Annotated in this window: 15 protein-coding genes and 2 tRNA genes; 3 read left to right on the forward strand and 14 right to left on the reverse strand. The window is 48.7% G+C overall.

Annotated features, from left to right (window positions below; all coding sequences use genetic code 11):
• The first annotated feature begins 317 nt into the window (after positions 1–317).
• Positions 318–482, forward strand: a complete 165-nt coding sequence (locus DCC85_RS23030; RefSeq protein ID WP_159081892.1) for a hypothetical protein — start codon at positions 318–320, stop codon at positions 480–482.
• Between the two features lie 171 nt (positions 483–653).
• Here the strand turns inward: DCC85_RS23030 and DCC85_RS14600 are convergent, their stop codons facing one another.
• Complete coding sequence (locus DCC85_RS14600) at positions 654–1,520, reverse strand: YitT family protein (protein WP_108467887.1); 867 nt, start codon at positions 1,518–1,520, stop codon at positions 654–656.
• 212 nt (positions 1,521–1,732) lie between these two features.
• Between DCC85_RS14600 and DCC85_RS14605 the strand changes: the two genes are divergently transcribed.
• A complete protein-coding gene (locus DCC85_RS14605) occupies positions 1,733–1,900 on the forward strand; it encodes an asparagine synthase (protein ID WP_108466258.1) in 168 nt (55 codons plus the stop codon).
• A gap of 267 nt (positions 1,901–2,167) precedes the next feature.
• Entirely contained in the window at positions 2,168–2,506 is a 339-nt protein-coding gene (locus DCC85_RS14610) for a L,D-transpeptidase (protein ID WP_108466259.1), read from the forward strand.
• 162 nt (positions 2,507–2,668) lie between these two features.
• Here the strand turns inward: DCC85_RS14610 and DCC85_RS14615 are convergent.
• From DCC85_RS14615 to DCC85_RS14675, 13 genes are all read right to left on the reverse strand, one after another.
• Positions 2,669–2,742: transfer RNA gene (locus DCC85_RS14615), tRNA-Ile, on the reverse strand.
• A gap of 20 nt (positions 2,743–2,762) precedes the next feature.
• Positions 2,763–2,836 (reverse strand) — tRNA-Met (locus DCC85_RS14620).
• 346 nt (positions 2,837–3,182) lie between these two features.
• Positions 3,183–4,688: an ABC transporter substrate-binding protein gene (locus tag DCC85_RS14625; RefSeq protein WP_108466260.1), complete on the reverse strand. Its 1,506-nt coding sequence runs from the start codon at positions 4,686–4,688 to the stop codon at positions 3,183–3,185.
• A 50-nt stretch (positions 4,689–4,738) separates the two neighbouring features.
• Positions 4,739–6,232: an ABC transporter substrate-binding protein gene (locus DCC85_RS14630; protein WP_325048382.1), complete on the reverse strand. Its 1,494-nt coding sequence runs from the start codon at positions 6,230–6,232 to the stop codon at positions 4,739–4,741.
• 45 nt (positions 6,233–6,277) lie between these two features.
• Positions 6,278–7,780: an ABC transporter substrate-binding protein gene (locus DCC85_RS14635; RefSeq protein WP_325048383.1), complete on the reverse strand. Its 1,503-nt coding sequence runs from the start codon at positions 7,778–7,780 to the stop codon at positions 6,278–6,280.
• The gene (locus DCC85_RS14640; protein WP_108466262.1) at positions 7,777–8,667 is read right to left on the reverse strand and encodes an ABC transporter ATP-binding protein; all 891 of its coding nucleotides are present in this window, start codon (positions 8,665–8,667) and stop codon (positions 7,777–7,779) included. The genes DCC85_RS14635 and DCC85_RS14640 overlap by 4 nt, the downstream gene beginning before the upstream one ends.
• Positions 8,668–8,670: 3 nt before the next feature.
• Positions 8,671–11,568 carry an ABC transporter permease gene (locus DCC85_RS14645; protein WP_108466263.1) on the reverse strand — a complete coding sequence of 966 codons (2,898 nt, stop codon included), beginning with the start codon at positions 11,566–11,568 and terminating at the stop codon, positions 8,671–8,673.
• Positions 11,568–12,701: an efflux RND transporter periplasmic adaptor subunit gene (locus DCC85_RS14650; protein WP_108466264.1), complete on the reverse strand. Its 1,134-nt coding sequence runs from the start codon at positions 12,699–12,701 to the stop codon at positions 11,568–11,570. Before DCC85_RS14650 ends, DCC85_RS14645 begins: the two co-directional genes overlap by 1 nt.
• A complete protein-coding gene (locus DCC85_RS14655) occupies positions 12,667–13,668 on the reverse strand; it encodes an ABC transporter ATP-binding protein (RefSeq protein ID WP_234414189.1) in 1,002 nt (333 codons plus the stop codon). The genes DCC85_RS14650 and DCC85_RS14655 overlap by 35 nt, the downstream gene beginning before the upstream one ends.
• A 197-nt stretch (positions 13,669–13,865) precedes the next feature.
• Positions 13,866–14,510 (reverse strand): orotate phosphoribosyltransferase, encoded by a 645-nt coding sequence (gene pyrE, locus DCC85_RS14660; RefSeq protein WP_108466265.1) that lies wholly within the window; start codon positions 14,508–14,510, stop codon positions 13,866–13,868.
• Entirely contained in the window at positions 14,503–15,240 is a 738-nt protein-coding gene (gene pyrF, locus DCC85_RS14665) for an orotidine-5'-phosphate decarboxylase (RefSeq protein ID WP_108466266.1), read from the reverse strand. The genes pyrE and pyrF overlap by 8 nt, the downstream gene beginning before the upstream one ends.
• Positions 15,241–15,296: 56 nt before the next feature.
• Entirely contained in the window at positions 15,297–18,518 is a 3,222-nt protein-coding gene (gene carB / locus DCC85_RS14670) for a carbamoyl-phosphate synthase large subunit (protein WP_108466267.1), read from the reverse strand.
• Positions 18,518–19,657, reverse strand: a complete 1,140-nt coding sequence (locus DCC85_RS14675; protein WP_108466268.1) for a carbamoyl phosphate synthase small subunit — start codon at positions 19,655–19,657, stop codon at positions 18,518–18,520. Before DCC85_RS14675 ends, carB begins: the two co-directional genes overlap by 1 nt.
• Between the last annotated feature and the right edge of the window lie 65 nt (positions 19,658–19,722).

Genomic DNA, 19,722 nt, shown 5'->3' on the forward strand with positions numbered 1-19,722 from the left:
ATTACATTTCCTGGTCACAGGGAACTTGCTTCTCAGCATTTCACTCTGGATCAGTCTCCTTCTGAGCTTCATAAGACGATACATTTTGTTCCACATGGCCTAAAGGGAGCCTTTCCAACCCTTGCTGTTCCAGTTAAACCCTTCTATATGGGGAGAAGGAACGAAGACTGCTTATGGCAAGCAGCAGCTCTCTTCTTACTCTCCTGCATTCCGATCCTATTAAAGCATTTGCTGCTTAAGCCTTTGAAATTCAGGAGTACCTTCGTGTCAGCACCTTATGGTTTGAATTGAATTCAAATCATAAGGAGGTTATACCTTTGAAGGAACAGCAAACAGGAACAGAGCTTGCGATGACCAAGGAACAACAAAGGGACATCGCGGAGCACCAGCATATGATCAAGGAATTAAAGCGCACCGGTCTATTTTTCTTCGGAACCACTGTCCTGCTCGTTATTTTATATTTCGTAATGGAATCTTTCTAAATATATAGAATGAACTAAAGAAATGAACGTTATAGGGCCGTATTAGGCCGTGATAACAGAAAATTCAATGTAAAACTTTAGTTCAATCTATATAAAGCAAAAAACCTTACCCCATACTAGCTGGGGTAAGGTTTTTTTGTAAGCCACAATTTGACGTATAGCTTTGCCTGTTTAATGAATACTTTTCTTAGAGAAATTACCGCCCGACACATCTGAGACATGCTCGATCGCGATAAAAGCCCTACGGTCGATATCCTGTACCACGGCTTTCAGCTTCGCCACCTCAAGTCTTGTCACTACACAATAAATCATCTGCGTGTCTTCCTGTGAATATCCGCCTTTTGCATAAATATAAGTCGTGCTTCTGCCCAGGCGATCCATAATCGCTTGAGAAATCTCTTCATATTCCTTGGAAATAATCGTAACCGATTTCGACTCATTGAGACCTTCCACGACAATATCCATCACTTTGGAAGCAATATAGAAGGTGAATATGGAATACATGGCGGAATCCCAACCGAGGATAAACCCAGCCACGATAAAGATCACTACATTAATACCAAGAATGATCTGTCCTACCGGAATGTTCGTTTTCTTAGAGATCAGAATCGCCAAAATCTCGGCACCATCTGTTGAACCGCCGGCCCGAAGCACAATACCGACTCCGAAACCGAGTAGAAGACCACCAAACAGTACGGCCAGAATCTTCTCATCTGTAACCGGCTTCCAATGGTGCATTAAGGTAGTCGTCACTGATAAGACCACAATCCCATATAGAGATGAAAAAGCGAATGTTTTGCCGACCTGCTTATAACCAATAAAGAGAAATGGCAAGTTAATGACGAAAAGGAATATACCGAGAGGCATTTTAGTAACCTTAGCGAGGACGATGGATACGCCAGTAATTCCTCCATCGATAATGGTGTTGTTTACGAGAAAAACTTCCAGCGCTGTTCCGGCAAGAACCGCACCCACTGTGATGAGCAGGAACCTCATCAAAAATTCAGCAGGTGTAATTTTCCTGTGTTTATGAACCATGCATTCAACCCCTTTTTTCTCTACTTTACTTATAATTTTAAAGGAATTATAATATTTACTCAAATTTTTTTTGAAATCAGCATAAATTCCCTCTAACAATACCCTTTGCAATTGAATTAATTTTATGTATTCTTCCTGCCCATGTATATTTCCTGAACCCAGGTTTAAAAATAATACCGTCTTTCAAACCCCATTCAAAAGGAGTGTTACTGATGCGCGAAGGTTTAATTCCTACTGTGTTAGGAACTGTCGTGTCTGCATCTGCCGCTTCCCTGCTGAACAGCAAGTATAAACTTGCCGCTACGGGTCTCCTTGGCTTTGGTCTTGCCCATATCGTGCTGGGCGCTATCGACTTGGTAGAGCACCGGGAGCGTTACTAGGGTTCATTTGAGAGACCAGGGGGGATTCACAAGCATGCGTGATTCTGCTCCTAAATAGGCAAAGCCGCCCATGTCCTGGGCGGCTTTGCACTGTCATTTCCTTATTTTTTGTCCCAATGAGTCTCAAGTGAAACTCATCCCTGCCTGACTTCTCCTGGTCTTCCTTATAATACTTCCCGCTAATAACCTTCACTTTAGGGCAGTCACAGCCCAATTCCCATATTTTCAGCCACGTACATAGAATAATACAAAAAGGAGGCGTTAGCTCTGCCAAATTATCGTATTATCGTGGATTTATCTGACCGGATGCTTTATCTGCTTGATAACAATATTGTCGTTAGAAGCTTTCCGGTAGGCATAGGGCGAATGGTCACCCAAACTCCATCGGGGGAGTACACCATTATTAACAAACAGCCAAATCCTGGCGGGCCGTTTGGGGTCATGTGGATGGGTCTCTCTAAGCCGCATTACGGGATTCACGGCACTAATGACCCATCCTCGATAGGAAAAGAAGTCAGTCACGGTTGTATCCGAATGCATAATGCGGATGTCCTTACATTGTCAGGATTAGTCCCATTAAATACTAGGGTCACGATTAGGCCATAAATGCAGAGGGCCTCCCCTCTCGTTATCCTTTTCACCTGACTAGCCTTGTCTAAGTTTAGACGAGAAAGAGACAGAAGGAGATCAGCATGTCTGCTGTTGATTATTATCTAACACATAAAGAAGACCCTTTGCCTGTGGCAAAGGGTCTTCTTCATCGCTTAATGGGCCCTGCAGGACTCGAACCTGCGACCGATCGGTTATGAGCCGAGTGCTCTAACCAACTGAGCTAAGGGCCCTCGTTCCAGAAAAACTATAATTGCGGGGGCAGGATTTGAACCTGCGGCCTTCGGGTTATGAGCCCGACGAGCTACCGGACTGCTCCACCCCGCGTCATTAAATAGCGACATAAATTAATATAACCTATATCCTCTAGATTCGTCAAGTCTAAATTCAAGGTAAAAAGCGAACGCCATATTTTCCTTTTCTGGACCGGTACACCTCAATTTCTCTCATATCCCCAAATCCATAAATCCACCCATCATGCTCAAGGCGCCGGGCCAGGCAGCCTGCCTGAAATCTTGACTTATACAACTTATTATAATAAACCCATGACATCGCCAATCCAATCGCTCGCTTTCTTGATGAATTCGCTGTAAATCCTCTGTTCCACTATCCCTAAGGATGCCCGATTGCACAAAAAAATAGCCGCCGATTTTAATTCGGCGGCTTAACGGTTTTATTTTCCGTTTTCCTGCGGAACGTATGGCGTACCGTCAGGTTGGAACATGGTTTTGGGATTGTTCTTAATGGCCTGAAGCATCTCATTGCCTTTTTGCTCATAAGCCTTCAGGGCTTCGGCAGGCGTCTTCTTATTCTCAAGCACTTGCTGGAAGAAGGTTGAACCTACATATCTAACACTGCTAAGACCCGGTTTTTCAGTAATCAATTTCTGATCCTTGGAGCTCATTTGAGGTGTTGGCTTCAAGGTATAGAATGCGGCAACGTTATAATCCTTGCCTTCAACCGGCTTAATGTAGGATTTGCGGCTAACCATTTCATAACTGCTGCGAGATTTGAGCTTCGCCCACTCTTCACTCGCCTGGAATTTCACGAAATCCCACGCCGTATCCGGGTTAGGAGCACTCGCGTTAATCGCAAAAGCATTATTAATATACATATTTCCGCCCACGCCCGGCTTCTCCGGGTGCACAGGTGCGGTTACAATGTCCCAATCCACCGGCTTAAAATTTTTCATCACTTTACCGGCATTTTCATTCGCATCAATCAACGTATTCACATAGCTGCTGTCCGCAAGGACCATAGCCACACGACCGGAAAGGAACGGATCCTGGCTAACTTCATTATAATTGGTTTTATTGTCATTTTGCTGTTCTTCCATCAGCGCTTTGGAGTCCAGGATTACCTTGTCTCGGTAATATTTGCTGATCGTACTCCATACCTTTTCCCACTGCGGCGTATTCACCGTCATTTTCTCCGCCTTATCATCAAAATAACGAAGTTGAAGCGGCTCTGCATACATAGTTACCCCCATATAAGGCTCTGCTCCCACATAATTGCTAAAGTCAAAACCATACATACGGTTCTTGCCTTCCCCCTTAGCCACACGGGTGGCCAGATTGAAGGTCTCATCCCAGGTCATTCCATCCTTAGGCGGTTCAACACCGGCGGCCTGGAATGCCTTTTTATTGTAGAACAAGGCCGATGAGCTGAATGTAGAAGCCATAGCGTAAAGCTTATTATCTCCGATCTCCTTCAAGCCGTCCATGATGGTGGGTACAAAATCAGACATATCAAGCTTATCTTCCTGAATCAACGGATCCAGCTGTTTAACCATATTCTCCTGGATCAAGTCTCTTAAGGAAGAGGTATCCAGCATGATAACATCTACCGGATTGCTGCCAGTCATGATCTTCTTCATGCTCTCAACCGCATCCGGCTGTTGATCTTGCGTAGGTCCATCACTATAGCGATATTGACTCTGGTCGATCGCATATACGAACTCAATCTTGACATTTGGATGAGAATATTCAAAAACATCTGTATATTGCTGACGCAAGTAGGAGTCGTCACCACCGCCTCCGCCGTACAGCATACCGATCCGCAGTACCTTCTCTTCCTTGCTGTCTGAAGATTTCTCCCCGCTGCAGCCAGCAAGCAGCGACAGCAAGAAGGTCGTTGCCAGACCCGCAACCAATACCTTTTTAATTTTTTTTAATTTCATGGTTTTTCCCCCTTTGTTGATTTTCGTTCAGTAACCACAAACCATCCTGTCTACTTCACGTTTTCCTGCGGAACGTATGGTGTACCGTCAGGCTGAAAAATGGTTTTTGGATTGTTCTTAATGGCTTGAAGCATCTCATTGCCCTTTTGCTCATATGCCTTCAGGGCTTCGGCGGGCGTCTTCTTATTATCAAGCACCTGCTGGAAGAAGGTCGCCCCTATTTCTTCAATGCTAGATAGACCTTGCTTTTCTCGATACAACTTTACTACCTTGGTACTCGTTGGAGGTGTTGGCTTTAAGGTATAGAAAGCTGCAATATTGTAATCCTTGCCTCCAACTGGCTTGATGTACGATTTACGGCTGACCATTTCATACGAACTGCGAGATTTGAGCTTTGCCCATTCCTCACTGGCCTGGAATTTTACGAAATCCCATGCCGTATCCGGATTAGGAGCACTCGCGTTAATGGCAAGAGTGTCCATATACATATTTCCACCTGCACCTGGTTTTTCAGGGTGAACCGGTGCGGTGACGACATCCCAATCCACCGGCTTAAATGACTTCATCGTTTTACCGGCATTTTCATTCGCATCATTCAGCGTGTTCACATAGCTGCTGTTGGCAAGGACCATAGCTGCACGTCCGGACAAGAACGGATCTCGAGTAACTTCATTGTAATTGGTGTTATCATTGCTTTGTTCCTCCATCAGCGCCTCGCTATCCAAGATCACCTTTTCCCGGATATATTTGCTGATCGTACTCCACACCTTTTCCCACTGCGGCGTACTCACCGTCATTTTCTCCGCCTTGTCATCAAAATTACGAAGCTGGAGCGGCTCTGCATAGGTCATCAAACCATTGTAATTATCGAAGCCTATATGACGATTAAAAGAGAACCCATACATGCGGCTTTTGCCTTCCCCCTTAGCCACACGAGCAGCCGCATTGAACACCTCATCCCAAGTCATTCCATCCTTAGGGGGTTCAACACCGGCATCCTGAAATGCCTTCTTGTTATAGAATAAAGCCGAGGAGGTGAAGGTAGGTGCCAAAGCGTACAGCTTGTTATCTCCAATCTCCTTCAAGCCGTCCATAACCGCAGGTACAAAATCGGATGTATCAAGCTTATCTTCCTGAATCAGTGGGTCCAGCTGCTTCACCATATTCTCCTGGATTAAGTCTCTTAAGATAGAGGTATCCAGAATCATCACATCTACCGGATTGCTGCCGGTCATAATCTTCTTCATGCTCTCCACTAGATCCGGCTCTTGGTTTTGCGTAGATCCATCACTGTACCGATTTTGACTCTGGTCGATCGCAGGTACGAACTCAATCCTCACATTCGGATGAGAGTATTCATAGACATCCGTAAATTGCTGACGCAAATAGGAGTCATCATTGCTGCCTCCGCCATACGACATGCCGATTCGCAACACCTTCTCTTCCTTGCTGTCTGAGGATTTCTCCCCGCTGCAGCCGGCAAGCAATGACAGTAAGAAGGTTGCTGCCAGACCGGCAACCAATACTTTCCTGATTGTGCTCATTTTCATGATTCTCCCCTTTTAATACAGTAACTACAACCATCCTATCTACTTCCCATTTGCTTGAGGAACGTATGGTGTACCGTCAGGCTGGAACTTGGTTTTTGGATTGTTCTTTATGGCCAGAAGCATCTCATTGCCTTTTTGCTCATATGCCTTCAGAGCCTCGGCAGGCGTCTTCTTATTCTCAAGCACCTGCTGGAAGAAGGTCGAACCTATTTCTTTAATGCTGTATAGACCTTTCTTTTCACGATACATTTTTGCTTCCTTAGAACTCATTGGAGGGGTCGGTTTTAAGGAATAGAATGCTGCAATATTGTAATCCTTGCCTCCAACCGGCTTAATGTAGGATTTTCGGCTCACTAATTCATAAGAGTTACGAGATTTAAGCTTCGCCCATTCCTCACTCGCTTGAAACTTCACGAAATCCCATGCCGTGTCAGGATTAGGGGCACTCGCGTTAATAGCAAAAGCATCACTAATAGACATACTTCCGCCCACGCCCGGCTTCTCCGGGTGCACAGGTGCGGTGACTACGCCCCAATCTATTGGTTTAAATGTCTTCATCGTTTTACTGGCATTTTCATTTGCATCATTCAGCGTATTCACATAGCTGCTATCGGCAAGGATCATAGCTACACGACTGGAAAGGAACGGATCATGGCGAACTTCATTATAATAGGTATAATCATTACCCTCCGGTTCCTCCATTATTTTCTTGTCGATGAGCACCTTTTCCCGGCTATATTTGCTGATCGTGCTCCACACCTTTTCCCACTGCGGGGTATTCACCGTCATTTTCTCTGCCTTGTCATCAAAATAACGAAGTTGAAGCGGGTCGGCATAAGTCATCAAATTATAGTAATCATCGTAGCCCATAAAACGATTAAAAGAGAACCCATACATGCGGTTTTTGCCTTCGCCCTTGGCCACACGGGCAGCCGCATTGAACACCTCATCCCAAGTCATTCCATCCTTAGGCGGTTCAACACCGGCATCTTGGAATGCCTTTTTGTTATAGTACAAGGCCGATGAGATGAAGGTAGGTGCCAAAGCGTAAAGCTTGTTATCTCCGATCTCCTTCAAGCCGTCCATGACCGCAGGTACAAAATCGGACGTATCCAGCTTATCTTCTTGAATCAGCGGATCCAGCTGCTTCACCATGTTCTCCTGGATCAAATTTCTGAGTGAAGAAGTATCCAGAATCACCACATCAACCGGATTGCTACCGGTCATAATCTTCTTCATGCTCTCCGCCGTGTCCGGCAGTTCATATTGCTGAGGGTCATCCATATAGCGTAAGCCGCTCTCATCGATCGCAGATACGAACTCTATCTTCACATTAGGATGAGAGTATTCATAAACGTTGGTGTATTGCTGACGCAAATATTCTTCGTTTCTTCTGTCTCCGCCGTACGGTATGCCAATTCTCAGCACCTTCTCTTCCTTGCTGTCTGAGGATTTCTCCCCGCTGCAACCAGCAAGCAATGACAGTAAGAAGGTTGCTGCCAGACCGGCAGCCATGACTTTCCTGAGCTTGTTGAATTTCAATTTTTCTCCTCCTCTAATGACTTTGGTGCGGTAATCACAATTTTCTCACCATCAAATTCCATGGTGGCTCTGCCGCCGATTCGTGCTGCTTCCAGGTACTCTTTGGGCACCTGTAGACGGCCGACCCGGTCGACCACTACATAGGCTTCATGAACATCCTGAAGCCCTCCTCCTTGACGAATTGCTTCCCCGGCCGCATCCAGATTTGGGTTGCGCTTCAGGAACTCTGTGCTGGTGAGACCGTCACGAATCGCGACAACCCGGTCCACTTTACTGGCCAGCGTCAGATCGTGAGTAACGATTACAATCGTAATACCAATCTCTTTGTTAACCCTTCGGAAGATACCCATAATCTGATCAGAGGTTTGCGTATCGACCGAACCGGTCGGTTCGTCGGCCAGCAGCAGCTTCGGGCGATTGGACAACCCGATAGCTATAGCTACACGTTGCTGCTCACCGCCGGACAGCTGCTGAAGCTTGTTGTTCATTCGGTCCTTAAGGCCGACCCATTCCAGCAACTGCTTGGCATAAGCCCGATCCACCTTGCCGCCTAGCATCATAGGCATCTCAACATTTTCCAGTGCCGTCAGGTAGGGCAGGAGGTTGCGAGCATTGTTCTGCCACACGAAGCCTACAGTCTTGCGCTTGTATTCTACAAGCTGCTCATCCTTGATCTTAAGCAGATCCCATCCGCCTACATTGACCTGCCCAGCAGAAGGGCGGTCAAGACCGCCTAATATATTCAGCAGGGTTGATTTACCGCTTCCGCTGTTGCCGATAATGGCCATCATCTCGCCTTGTTCAACATTCAGGTTCAGCCCCTGCAGAGCTACGACTTCGATATCCTGGGCTTTAAAAATTTTGACCAGTCCTTCACACTGAATCATCTTCTATCTCTCCTCTCCCATCTTAACTGCTTGATGAACCCGGAGACGGCGGATTTGCCAGAACATAAGTCCCGCACCCATCAGCAGCATAACGCCGACTACAATGTAAAGCTGCATTGTATCCTGAGAATCAAAGATGATTCGGAATGGAGGCACTTGGGTGGTCACATTGTCAGCTGTCTGTAAGAACGGCAGATAGAGCTTGCCTACCAGCTTCCCAATGCCAATCCCTAGTAAAATAGACAATCCGGCAGTCAGCACCTGCTCGGCAAGCAGCATAAATGTGAGCTGGCGTCTGGATAGTCCCATTGCCCGCAGAATCCCGAACTGGACAACGCGTCCTGATAAATTGAAGAACCAATACAGGACATACCCAATCAAGGAAATAACGACAGACAGCAGGAAGCCAAGGCTCAAGATTCCGAACACCCCTCCGCGCGTCGGAAGCTTGCTCTGAACAGCTAGCTCGCTGCGGACATCCTGAACAGACGATAATTCGATTCCCTGATCGGCTACCGCCTTCATCAGCGGAGCAACTTTAGCTCCTGGCTTCATCTTCAGCCATACTTCATAAGGGACGATCGGAGCCTGGTCATAGATGTAATCCAAGTTCGCGATGACAAATGGCTGCTCATCGGGATATTGGGTCGGCCAATATGGAATAATGCCATAAACCGCAAATTCAACCATCTGATCCTGCAGAGAAACGTTAAAGGTATCTCCTGGCTTCAGCTTGTATTTCTCAGCAAGATTAGAAGGCACTAGCGCTGCAGCCTCGTTCATACCCAACAAATTCAAATATTTAAATGGGTGTACGGGGAACAGATCATTGCGGAACCATGCCACCTTGGAGAAATCAACGTTATCGATCCCCATGATCATCCCTTGCCCGGCCGATTTACCTGAGATAATGATGTTTCCTTTGGTCTGAAGAACGCGAGCCGCATGCTCAACGCCATCCAATTTACGGAATACCTCAAATGGCGGCTCGGTATAGACCATCTTGGTCGGTTTGGGCTGCTGTCCGCCCTGTGAACCGCCTCCTGGTGTGCCGGCTCCTCCACCCCCTGCACCTTGTGAGCCGCCTGATCCGCCATTCTGATTGCCACCGTTTGGCTTGGCGGCACTCGACATATCAGGCGTTCCAATCCATACCGTCTGCAGCTTCACATCTGTGCCATACTTGTACAGCGTACGCTCTGTTGAGTTCAAATCAATCGTACGTGCTGCGGACGCGTTATACACTCCCAATCCTAGCGTAAGCACCAGCAAAATCATTAATGGATAGTAAGATGATGCAGAGCGTGACAATTGGGTTAAGCTTAAATAGTAGGGCACCGGCAGCCAGCGTTTGCCGATCCAGCCGATTAACCGTAGTATCCATGGGAATATCCGCAGGAAGAACAAACCCGCCGCGAAAATTGCTATCGCCGGAACAAAGAACAGGAACGGCTGAACTTGCAGCTCATCCGTGGTCATTCCCGTCTGAAACGTCAACATTTGACGCTCATTGAACAGATAGAACCCATACCCTGCAATACCTAGCAAGACGATGTCAATGAACCAGCGCTGCCAGCCCGGCTTACGATCTGTGCGAGCCTGCTTGCGCTTGGCACTTACAATGGAAGACCTCGCATAGGAGATTGCCGGAAGCAAAGTAGACAGGATTGCTATAAGAACCGCTCCGCCGCCTAGTGCTAAAGCATCCACATTAAAGCCTACCGGAATCGACTTGCGGTCTACGAAGGCAAGGAATCCATCGGCAGCCCCGATGCCCTTGGCCATGAACCAGCCTAGCATCGGCCCAAGCACCATGGAAACTATACCGAGAACAAAGCTCTCCAGCAGATAGATCATGATAATCTGCCGGGTTGAAGCTCCACGGCTGCGCAGCACTGCAATATCACTTCGTTGCTTCTCCAAGGCTTGGCGCGCATTCATGACGATAAAGTAGAATACCATCGCGATCATAGGAGCCGCGAGAGTAAAGAGCATCGTCTGAAGCTGCAGACTCTGCTTGCGGAACTCTTTTAACAGATCGCCAAAAGAAATATCCACCTTGGTATCCTTTAATTTCTGATAAAGCTCAATATCAAGCCGCTCCAGTGTCCCGGATAGCGGGGTGATTTGACTGGTCTGTATATTTCTTAAATCGAATACATAGTACCATTGCGATACATTGAGCGGGATCGACTTCTCCTTGACCAGCTCATCATTCAAGACCTTCTCACTGACATAGAAATTATTCACCATGCCGTCGAAGCCTTGATACCAATAAGCATCCGCTTCGTTCGAGGCCTTGAAGGAGCCGACAATCTTCACGCGGAGCGTGATGTCCAGACCGCTGTAGACCGGATATTCCAGGATATCTCCTACATGAAGGTCATTTTGGTACATCCCTTCCTCAAGCATCAGCGCTTCAATGACACCATCATTGCTCTTATCTCCATACATTCGGCCATTGGTCAGCTCAATATGATCCTTTAACCCGGACATAGTGGAAATCATCATCGTACGCGAACGGCTGGCATCTACCTTTGTCGGATCTTCCGGTGAGACATCCGTGCTGCGGATCGATCTTGTATTTACATAGATACTATGAGGAAATCCAATCTCTTTCGGTACATCCGTCCTGATGTACTCATCGACTGCAGCAAGCCCTGCACCGTCCGTCTTCGATCCGCCAGGCGTCTGGTAGTTCATCAGCAGTGAACCTGCCGGCATTCCGGTACTGCGCTCTTCCAGGGACTTGGCGACTACTCGTTTCAGAGCCCCGTCCGAATACATGGGAATACTCACTGTAAATGAAACCGCGACGACAAGTCCAAGCAGTGTGCTCAGGGTCATCCACCGGGTATTCCACATTTTACGGAACAGAAAGCGTAATAGCGGCATTCCCATTATTGACCCACTACTTTCTGTCCGGGTGTCAGTCCTTTAATGATCTCGATTTGCGTAGGAGTCTGCTGGCCTACTTCTACGTCAACTTCCTTCTTGGAGCCATCACTCTCAACGACCTGTACGTAATTGCGGGAGCCTACCGAGCGAAGTGCTGAAATCGGAATTAAGATTACATTATCTTTACGCTGAATCACGACCGTCACACTGAGCGGCGTTCCGCGATTCAGACCTTTAGGCATTTTGTCCAGCTGTACGATCAGGTACTTATCAAGACTGTCCTTCGGCGGGGCTGAACCGTTTCCGCTTCCCCCTGCTCCTGCTCCTGTTCCTGTTCCTCCAGTTGCTCCGCTTGGCGTGGTGCTTTCATCTGTTTTCAAAGGCATTACCTTGATCTTACCGTTTACGGTCCCGACACCGTTAATGTCGACTTTTGCCTTCATTCCTACGGACAGCTTCTCTAGATCCTCCTTAGAGAATGAAGCGGCCACCACTAAATTGGACGTATCTGCAATTGTGGCAATGGGATCATACGCCTTCACCGTTGCTCCCTTCTCCACATTTACAGACAGAATCGTGCCGCCGAACGGAGCGGTGAGCACACCCTTAGAGATCTTAGCCTCCAGATCCGCAATTTCCTGACGCGCTTCCTCAAAGACAATGGATGCTTCTTCAAACTCTACAGGCTCCATCTCGTCTTTCTTACGCAGGTTTTCTTTCATGGTCACTTCCTGCTTACGGAACTCCAGCCGCTTCTTCCTAAGATCCTTCTGAAGGTCCTCAACGTCTAGAACGGCAATTGTATCTCCCTTGGCTACCTTATCCCCGGCTTTTACCTTAATATCCTTGATATGTAGACCATCCTCGGTAAAAAATATCGGTTCCTCGCGCTGGCTCATCATCTTACCAGTTGCATTCACTGAGTTCTCGATCGAACCGGTTGTCACGTCATATTCAGGCTTCTTGGAAATGGTCGGAGCCTTAATTTCCGGGAGAGCCTCCTCTTCCTCCTCCTTCGGCAGCAGACCGCAGCCGGATGACAGAAGCACGACTGCTGCAAGAGAAATAAAGCCGAATCTACGCAGAGCATGACCTCCTTTCTTAAATAAATCTTCCGTCAACCATTTCGTAAACATGGTCCGCTACCTCCAAGATTGTAGGATCGTGTGTGGTCATACAAATCGTAACTTGCTCGACCTCAATAATATTTCGAAATACGGCCATCACCTGTGCCCCCATCTGGGAATCCAAATTTGCCGTCGGCTCGTCCGCGAGCAGCAAATGAGGCCGATGAGCTATCGCCTTGGCAATAGCTACACGCTGCTGTTCACCGCCTGACATTTCGCTCGGCCGATGGTGTTGGCGCTTCCCCAGACCCACCAGCTCAAGGCAATGTGTAACGCGGTCCTTCCACTGAGATGCTGGAATAGAAGCCATTCGTAAAGACAACTCCACATTCTCCCTTGCAGAGAGCAAAGGCAGCAACGCGTAGGCCTGGAAAATAAATCCGATCTGCTTGCGTCTGAGCATGGTGCGTTTGGCATCACTAAGCTCGTGCACAGGCTGCCCACGGAACCAGATTTCACCTTGAGACGGCTGGTCAAGACCGCCAAGCATGTTAAGCAGGGTCGTCTTCCCCGAGCCTGACCGGCCTTTCAGCATCACAAGCTGTCCTGGTCTTACTTCCATATTAATTCCCTTGAGCACATGCAAGGTGGTACTCCCCACCGGAAAAGAACGGTGTACTTCGCGTACAGATAGAATCGGCTCGTGGTCAGCCTCGGGTAAGGCTGCCTTCTCCTCCATAGCGGCAACCGCCGCTTCTTGGGAGCCCGTATTAAGCGATTCTGCCTGATCCTCTCCACAATCAGATTGCTGGGGAATCTGCACTGCATCCGGCTCAATTATGAGCTGCTGCTCTTCTTCAAGCACCGCAGTCTTCTCCGTGGTTCCAGTCATTGCTTCCGAGTTTCCCTCATCTTCACCGACGTTCCCCTGCGGCATGCTAATACCGGAATCTTCACCTTCCCGGGAAGACTCCGGTACGATTTGTCCTTCGGTCGTTCCCGCTTCTGCAGAACGTTTACGAAGCCATCGAATCATGAATGAACGCTCTCCCTACCTATTTGTTTATGTAATTCTAGAATGTCGTCGCTAGCATTATAAACGAATTAGTTTGGCAAAAAGTTACAAAGCTTTTTCCATCTATTCTCTATATTGCATTTTTTGCAATAATCCTAAGGTTCATAGACAGCAAAAAACCGGACTTTTAAGTCCGGTTTTTAGAAGAATCTATCAATTTATGATTTAGCGAACGAGGATGGGTCCTTACGCCAAGATTGCAGCAACTCCAAATCCTCTGTTTTAATCTTCCCCTGCTCTACCGCCACTTCAATAAGCGACGTATAGTTGGATAGCGTCTGCAATGGAATTCCCGCTTCTTCAAAGGCGGACACCGCCTTATCCAGCTGGTAGCTGAAGATCGCAAGTACCGCTGCTGGCTCTGCACCTGCAGCTTTTACAGCGAGAGCAGCTTTCAGTGAGCTGCCGCCTGTCGAGATCAAATCCTCGATCACGACAACCTGCTGTCCGGGGCGAATCAACCCTTCGATTTGATTCTCCTTGCCATGTCCTTTAGCCTTATCTCTAATGTAGACCATAGGAAGACCTAGCTTTTGCGATACAAAAGCTGCGTGCGGAATCCCCGCCGTTGCCGTCCCGGCAATTACTTCAGCTTCAGGGTACTGCTCCCGAATTAAGGCAGCAAAGGATTCTGCAATGAAATCACGAATTTGCGGATAGGACATTGTTAGCCGGTTATCACAATAAATCGGAGAACGAATTCCCGAAGTCCAGGTAAACGGATCATGAGGACGAAGCGCTACAGCTTCAATCTCGAGCAGTGATCCTGCAACTTGCTTGGCTGTCTCATTTGCATTAAACACCTTGTTTCATCTCCTCCAAAATTTCAACTAGGGCTTCCCGCGGATTTTTAGCAGCTGTAATCGGTCTTCCCACCACCATATAGTCCGTCCCTTGCTCCATAGCCTGGGAAGGTGTAAGAACTCTCGATTGATCCGCAAGGGAACTGCCGGCAGGCCGGATGCCTGGGGTTACGGTCTTAAATTCGATCCCGCAAGCCGACTTGATCGCCGAAACCTCAAGCGGTGAAGCCACCACGCCTGTAAGCCCTGCTTCCTTGGTCATCTGAGCATAATGTACTACTGCATCCTCCACACTACCGGGAATTCCAATCTCTCTATTCAGCGTACTCTGATCCGTACTTGTCAATTGGGTGACGGCAATGATCTGAGGCAGGTGAAGCGAAGGTTCCTCAGCCACAGCAGCCAGAGCTCCTTCTCTTGCAGCCTGCATCATCTTGACCCCGCCTGCGGCATGGACATTGAACATGTCCACACCAAGCTTGGTGACACTGTTCGCTCCGCCTTTAACCGTATTGGGGATATCGTGCATCTTCACATCAAGAAAAACGGAGTATCCCATAGCCTTGAGCTCTCTTACAAAATCAGGCCCAGCCGCATAGAACAGCTGCATTCCTACTTTCATATAGCAGGGAATCCCTTCGAGAAGGCGCACCAATACGCGCGCCTCCTCGGGATTTGGCACATCCAGCGCTACCATCAGCCGGTTAGCGGTCTCTACTGCCAAACTCATCTGCACTGCCCCTTCCAATATGCTTTATAAATTCTGCTATTTAAGCGGTGGTCCGATTAACGGCTGGCAGATAGAGCAGGCATCGCTTGAGACGAGAAGTTAATCGCCTGCAACATTTCAAGCAGTGCGGCAACCGTATCCAGGGAAGTCATGCAGACAACTCCGTTCTCTACCGCTTCGCGGCGGATGCGGAACCCGTCACGCGCCGGCTCTTTGCCCTTGGTGAGGGTATTGATGACAAAGTGGGCCTGGCCCTCACGGATCAGATCCAGAATATTCGGCACGCCTTCGCTCAGCTTGTTCACATTGGTCACATGCAGGCCAGCCTCTTCTAAGCTGGTGGCAGTTCCTCCAGTGGCAATGATCTTGTAGCCCAGGTTATAGAAGCCGCGAAGCAGCTCTACAGCTTCCTCTTTATCCTTATCGGCAACCGTGGCGATGATCGCTCCAGTGGCAGGGATCTTCATACCAGCGCCTATCAAGCCTTTATACAGTGCTTTGGCGTATTGGGCATCGCGGCCCATGACCTCGCCGGTCGACTTCATTTCTGGACCGAGAGTAGGCTCTACACGGCGAAGCTTCGCAAACGAGAACACCGGCACCTTCACCGACACATACTCACTCTCTGGCCATAAGCCGTCTTCGTAGCCCAAATCCTTCAGCTTGGTGCCAAGAATGGCCTGTGTTGCCAAATTCGCCATTGGAATGTTGGTCACTTTGCTTAAGAACGGAACGGTCCGGGAAGAACGAGGGTTTACTTCGATCACATAGACTTCGTTCTTATAGATGACAAACTGGATGTTAACCAGGCCTATCGTCTTAAGCTCCTTAGCGATACGGATCGTGATGTCCACAATTTTCTGCTTCAGCTCGGACTCTAAATGCTGCGGCGGATATACCGCAATCGAATCGCCGGAGTGCACGCCTGCGCGCTCAACATGCTCCATGATCCCTGGAATCAGCACCGTCTCGCCATCACAGATGGCATCCACTTCAACTTCCTTGCCTAACATGTAGCGGTCAATCAGAACCGGGTGCTGAGGGTTAATCTGAACCGCTTCTTTCATATAGCGGAGCAGTTCTTCATCCGAATATACAATCTCCATTGCGCGGCCGCCCAGTACATAGGATGGGCGAACGAGGACTGGGTAACCAATGGATTGGGCCGTGCCCACAGCCTCTTCAACGGAGGTGACCGTACTGCCCAGCGGCTGTGCAATTTGCAAGCGGGACAGCAAGGCTTCGAATTTCTTGCGGTCCTCGGCTTCATCAATGCTCTCCAGGGAGGTTCCTATAATGTTCACCCCTGCTGCTCGCAGCGGGGCAGCAAGATTGATCGCAGTCTGTCCACCGAACTGTACAATGACCCCAATTGGCTTCTCCTGCTCAATGACATTCATGACATCCTCGAAGAACAATGGCTCAAAGTACAGGCGATCCGATGTATTGAAATCCGTGGAGACCGTCTCCGGGTTATTGTTGATAATAACCGCTTCATACCCTGCATTTTGAATCGCCCAGACAGCATGCACGGTAGAGTAATCAAACTCAATCCCCTGTCCAATCCGAATCGGACCGGAGCCAAGCACGACGACCTTCTCCTTCGACGATATAGTGACCTCATTTTCGGTCTCATAAGTGGAGTAGTAATAAGGTGTTGTAGCCTCGAACTCTGCCGCACAAGTATCCACCATTTTATATACCGGACGAAGGCCAATTTCCAAACGCTGTGCTCTTACACTCTCTTCCGCTGCCTGCTGGCTGCGGCCTGCTCCGGCACGGAGTTCCGCGATTGAGCGGTCTGTAAAGCCCATTCGTTTCGCTTCATACAGCATCTCATTGCTCAGCACTTCCTCTGCCGCAATTTTAGCTTCAAAGGCAATGATTCGTTCTATCTTATCCAGGAACCACCAGTCAATTTGGGTAAGGTCGTGGATATTCTGCAAAGTGTAGCCGCGGCGGAACGCTTCAGCTACCAGGAAGATCCGCTCGTCATCCGGCTGAATCAAGCGCTTGTTCAGCGTCTCTTGATCAAGCTGGTCTGCACCCTTCAGATGCAGACGATGTGTGCCGATTTCCAGAGAGCGGACAGCCTTGTGAATGGACTCTTCAAAGGTCCGACCGATGGCCATCACCTCACCGGTAGCCTTCATCTGCGTCCCCAGCTTACGGTTTGCATGAATGAATTTATCAAATGGCCAACGCGGAATTTTGCTTACTATATAATCCAATGTTGGCTCAAAGCAGGCATAGGTCTGGCCCGTGACCGGGTTCACAATTTCATCCAGTGTGTAACCAAGTGCGATTTTGGCCGCCATTTTGGCGATAGGATACCCTGTCGCTTTGGAAGCGAGTGCCGAGGAGCGGCTGACCCGAGGGTTTACTTCGATCACATAATATTGGAAGCTCTGCGGATCTAGGGCAAACTGTACGTTACAGCCCCCTTCGATGTTCAAAGCGCGAATAATCTTCAAGGAAGCCGAGCGAAGCATCTGATATTCCCGATCCGACAAGGTTTGGCTTGGAGCTACTACGATACTGTCCCCGGTATGGACGCCGACAGGGTCAAAGTTCTCCATGTTGCAGACTACGATGCAGTTGTCATTCGCATCCCGCATAACCTCGTATTCGACTTCCTTCATGCCGGCAATCGACTTCTCAATCAAGCATTGTCCAATAGGGCTATAACGGATGCCTGAAGCCACAATCTCACGCAGCTCTTCTTCGGTAGCGCAAATTCCACCGCCAGTACCTCCGAGCGTGTAAGCCGGGCGCACAATAACCGGATAACCGATCTTCGCTGCAAAGCTGAGCGCTTCTTCAACGGTGGTAATGATGTCGCTATCCGGCACCGGCTGTTCCAACTCGCGCATCAGCTCGCGGAACAGGTCACGGTCCTCAGCTTTCTCAATCGAAGCCAGCTGGGTTCCCAGGAGCTTGACATTCTCGCGCTCCAGAACACCAGCCTTCGCCAGTTCAACCGCCATGTTCAGGCCGGTCTGGCCGCCAAGAGTCGGCAGAAGGCCATCGGGGCGCTCCTGGCGGATGATCTGCGTAACGAACTCAAGCGTAATTGGCTCAATATATACCTTGTCAGCCATGTTGGTATCAGTCATAATCGTGGCCGGATTGCTGTTAATCAGGATAACTTCCACGCCTTCTTCTTTCAGTGCCTGGCAGGCCTGTGTGCCGGCATAATCGAATTCGGCCGCTTGACCAATGACAATCGGACCGGAGCCGATCACTAGTATTTTCTTGAGGTTATTATTCTTCGGCATTACAGCACTACTCCCTTCGAGGCGGCAACCAGTTCAGCCTGGCGCGGCATTTGCGGATTCTGACGCTTGTGTTCACGGATCATTTCTAAGAAGCGATCAAACAAATAGCTGTTATCATAAGGGCCCGGTGCAGCCTCAGGATGATACTGGACAGAGAAGGCTGGATATTCCGTATGCTTCAATCCTTCTATCGTCTTATCGTTATTGTTGATATGTGTTACTTCTAACTTGGTGCCTGCTACGGAAGATTCTGTTACGGTGTACCCGTGGTTCTGTGATGTGATATAGCAGCGGCCCGATTCCAACTCCTTCACCGGATGGTTCCCGCCGCGATGTCCGAATTTCAGCTTCTCCGTATCTGCGCCGCAAGCGAGAGCGAACAGCTGATGCCCCAAGCAAATACCGAAGATCGGATACTCGCCCAGCAGCTCGGAGATCATTTCAACAGCATAAGGCACATCCTTAGGATCCCCAGGTCCGTTGGACAGCTGGATTCCATCTGGATGCAGGCGGCGGATTTCTTCAGCCGTTGTGTTATGAGGAACTACAACCACATCACAATCCCGCTTATTCAGCTCGCGCAGGATTCCGCTTTTGGCGCCAAAATCGACGAGCACGATACGTTCCTTAGCGCCTGGGTTACTGTAGATAGATGAAGTTGAAGTCCGTGCAACCTGATTGCGGAGCTCCTCCATACTGGTCTGGTTGATCATTTCCTTAAGCTCTTCTACAGACTTGCTTCCTGTCGTTAAAATGCCTTTCATGGTTCCATGCTGCCGAATAATCCGGGTCAGCATGCGGGTGTCAATTCCACTAATGCCGGGAATGCCATATTCCTTAAGCAAATCCCCGACACTGTACTGAGCGCGCCAGTTGCTTGGCACCGGCTCATAGCTCCGAACAATAAATCCGTGAATAGACGGAGCAACAGACTCGAAGTCATCCCGGGAAATCCCGTAGTTGCCGATAAGCGGGTACGTCATGGTGACGATCTGTCCGCAGTATGATGGGTCAGACAGCACCTCTTGGTATCCGGTGATCCCGGTATTGAACACAACCTCCCCGGTTTTATCAACATCTGCTCCGAAAGAGGTCCCTGTAAACAGTGTACCGTCTTCCAACAATAATCTTGCCTGCATCCCCTATTCACTCCCTGTATATGTTGTATGCTATCGCTGAATAATCTTGTTTTTCCTTAATATAT

It is taken from the genome of Paenibacillus sp. CAA11 (assembly GCF_003060825.1).
Lineage (GTDB): Bacteria > Bacillota > Bacilli > Paenibacillales > Paenibacillaceae > Fontibacillus.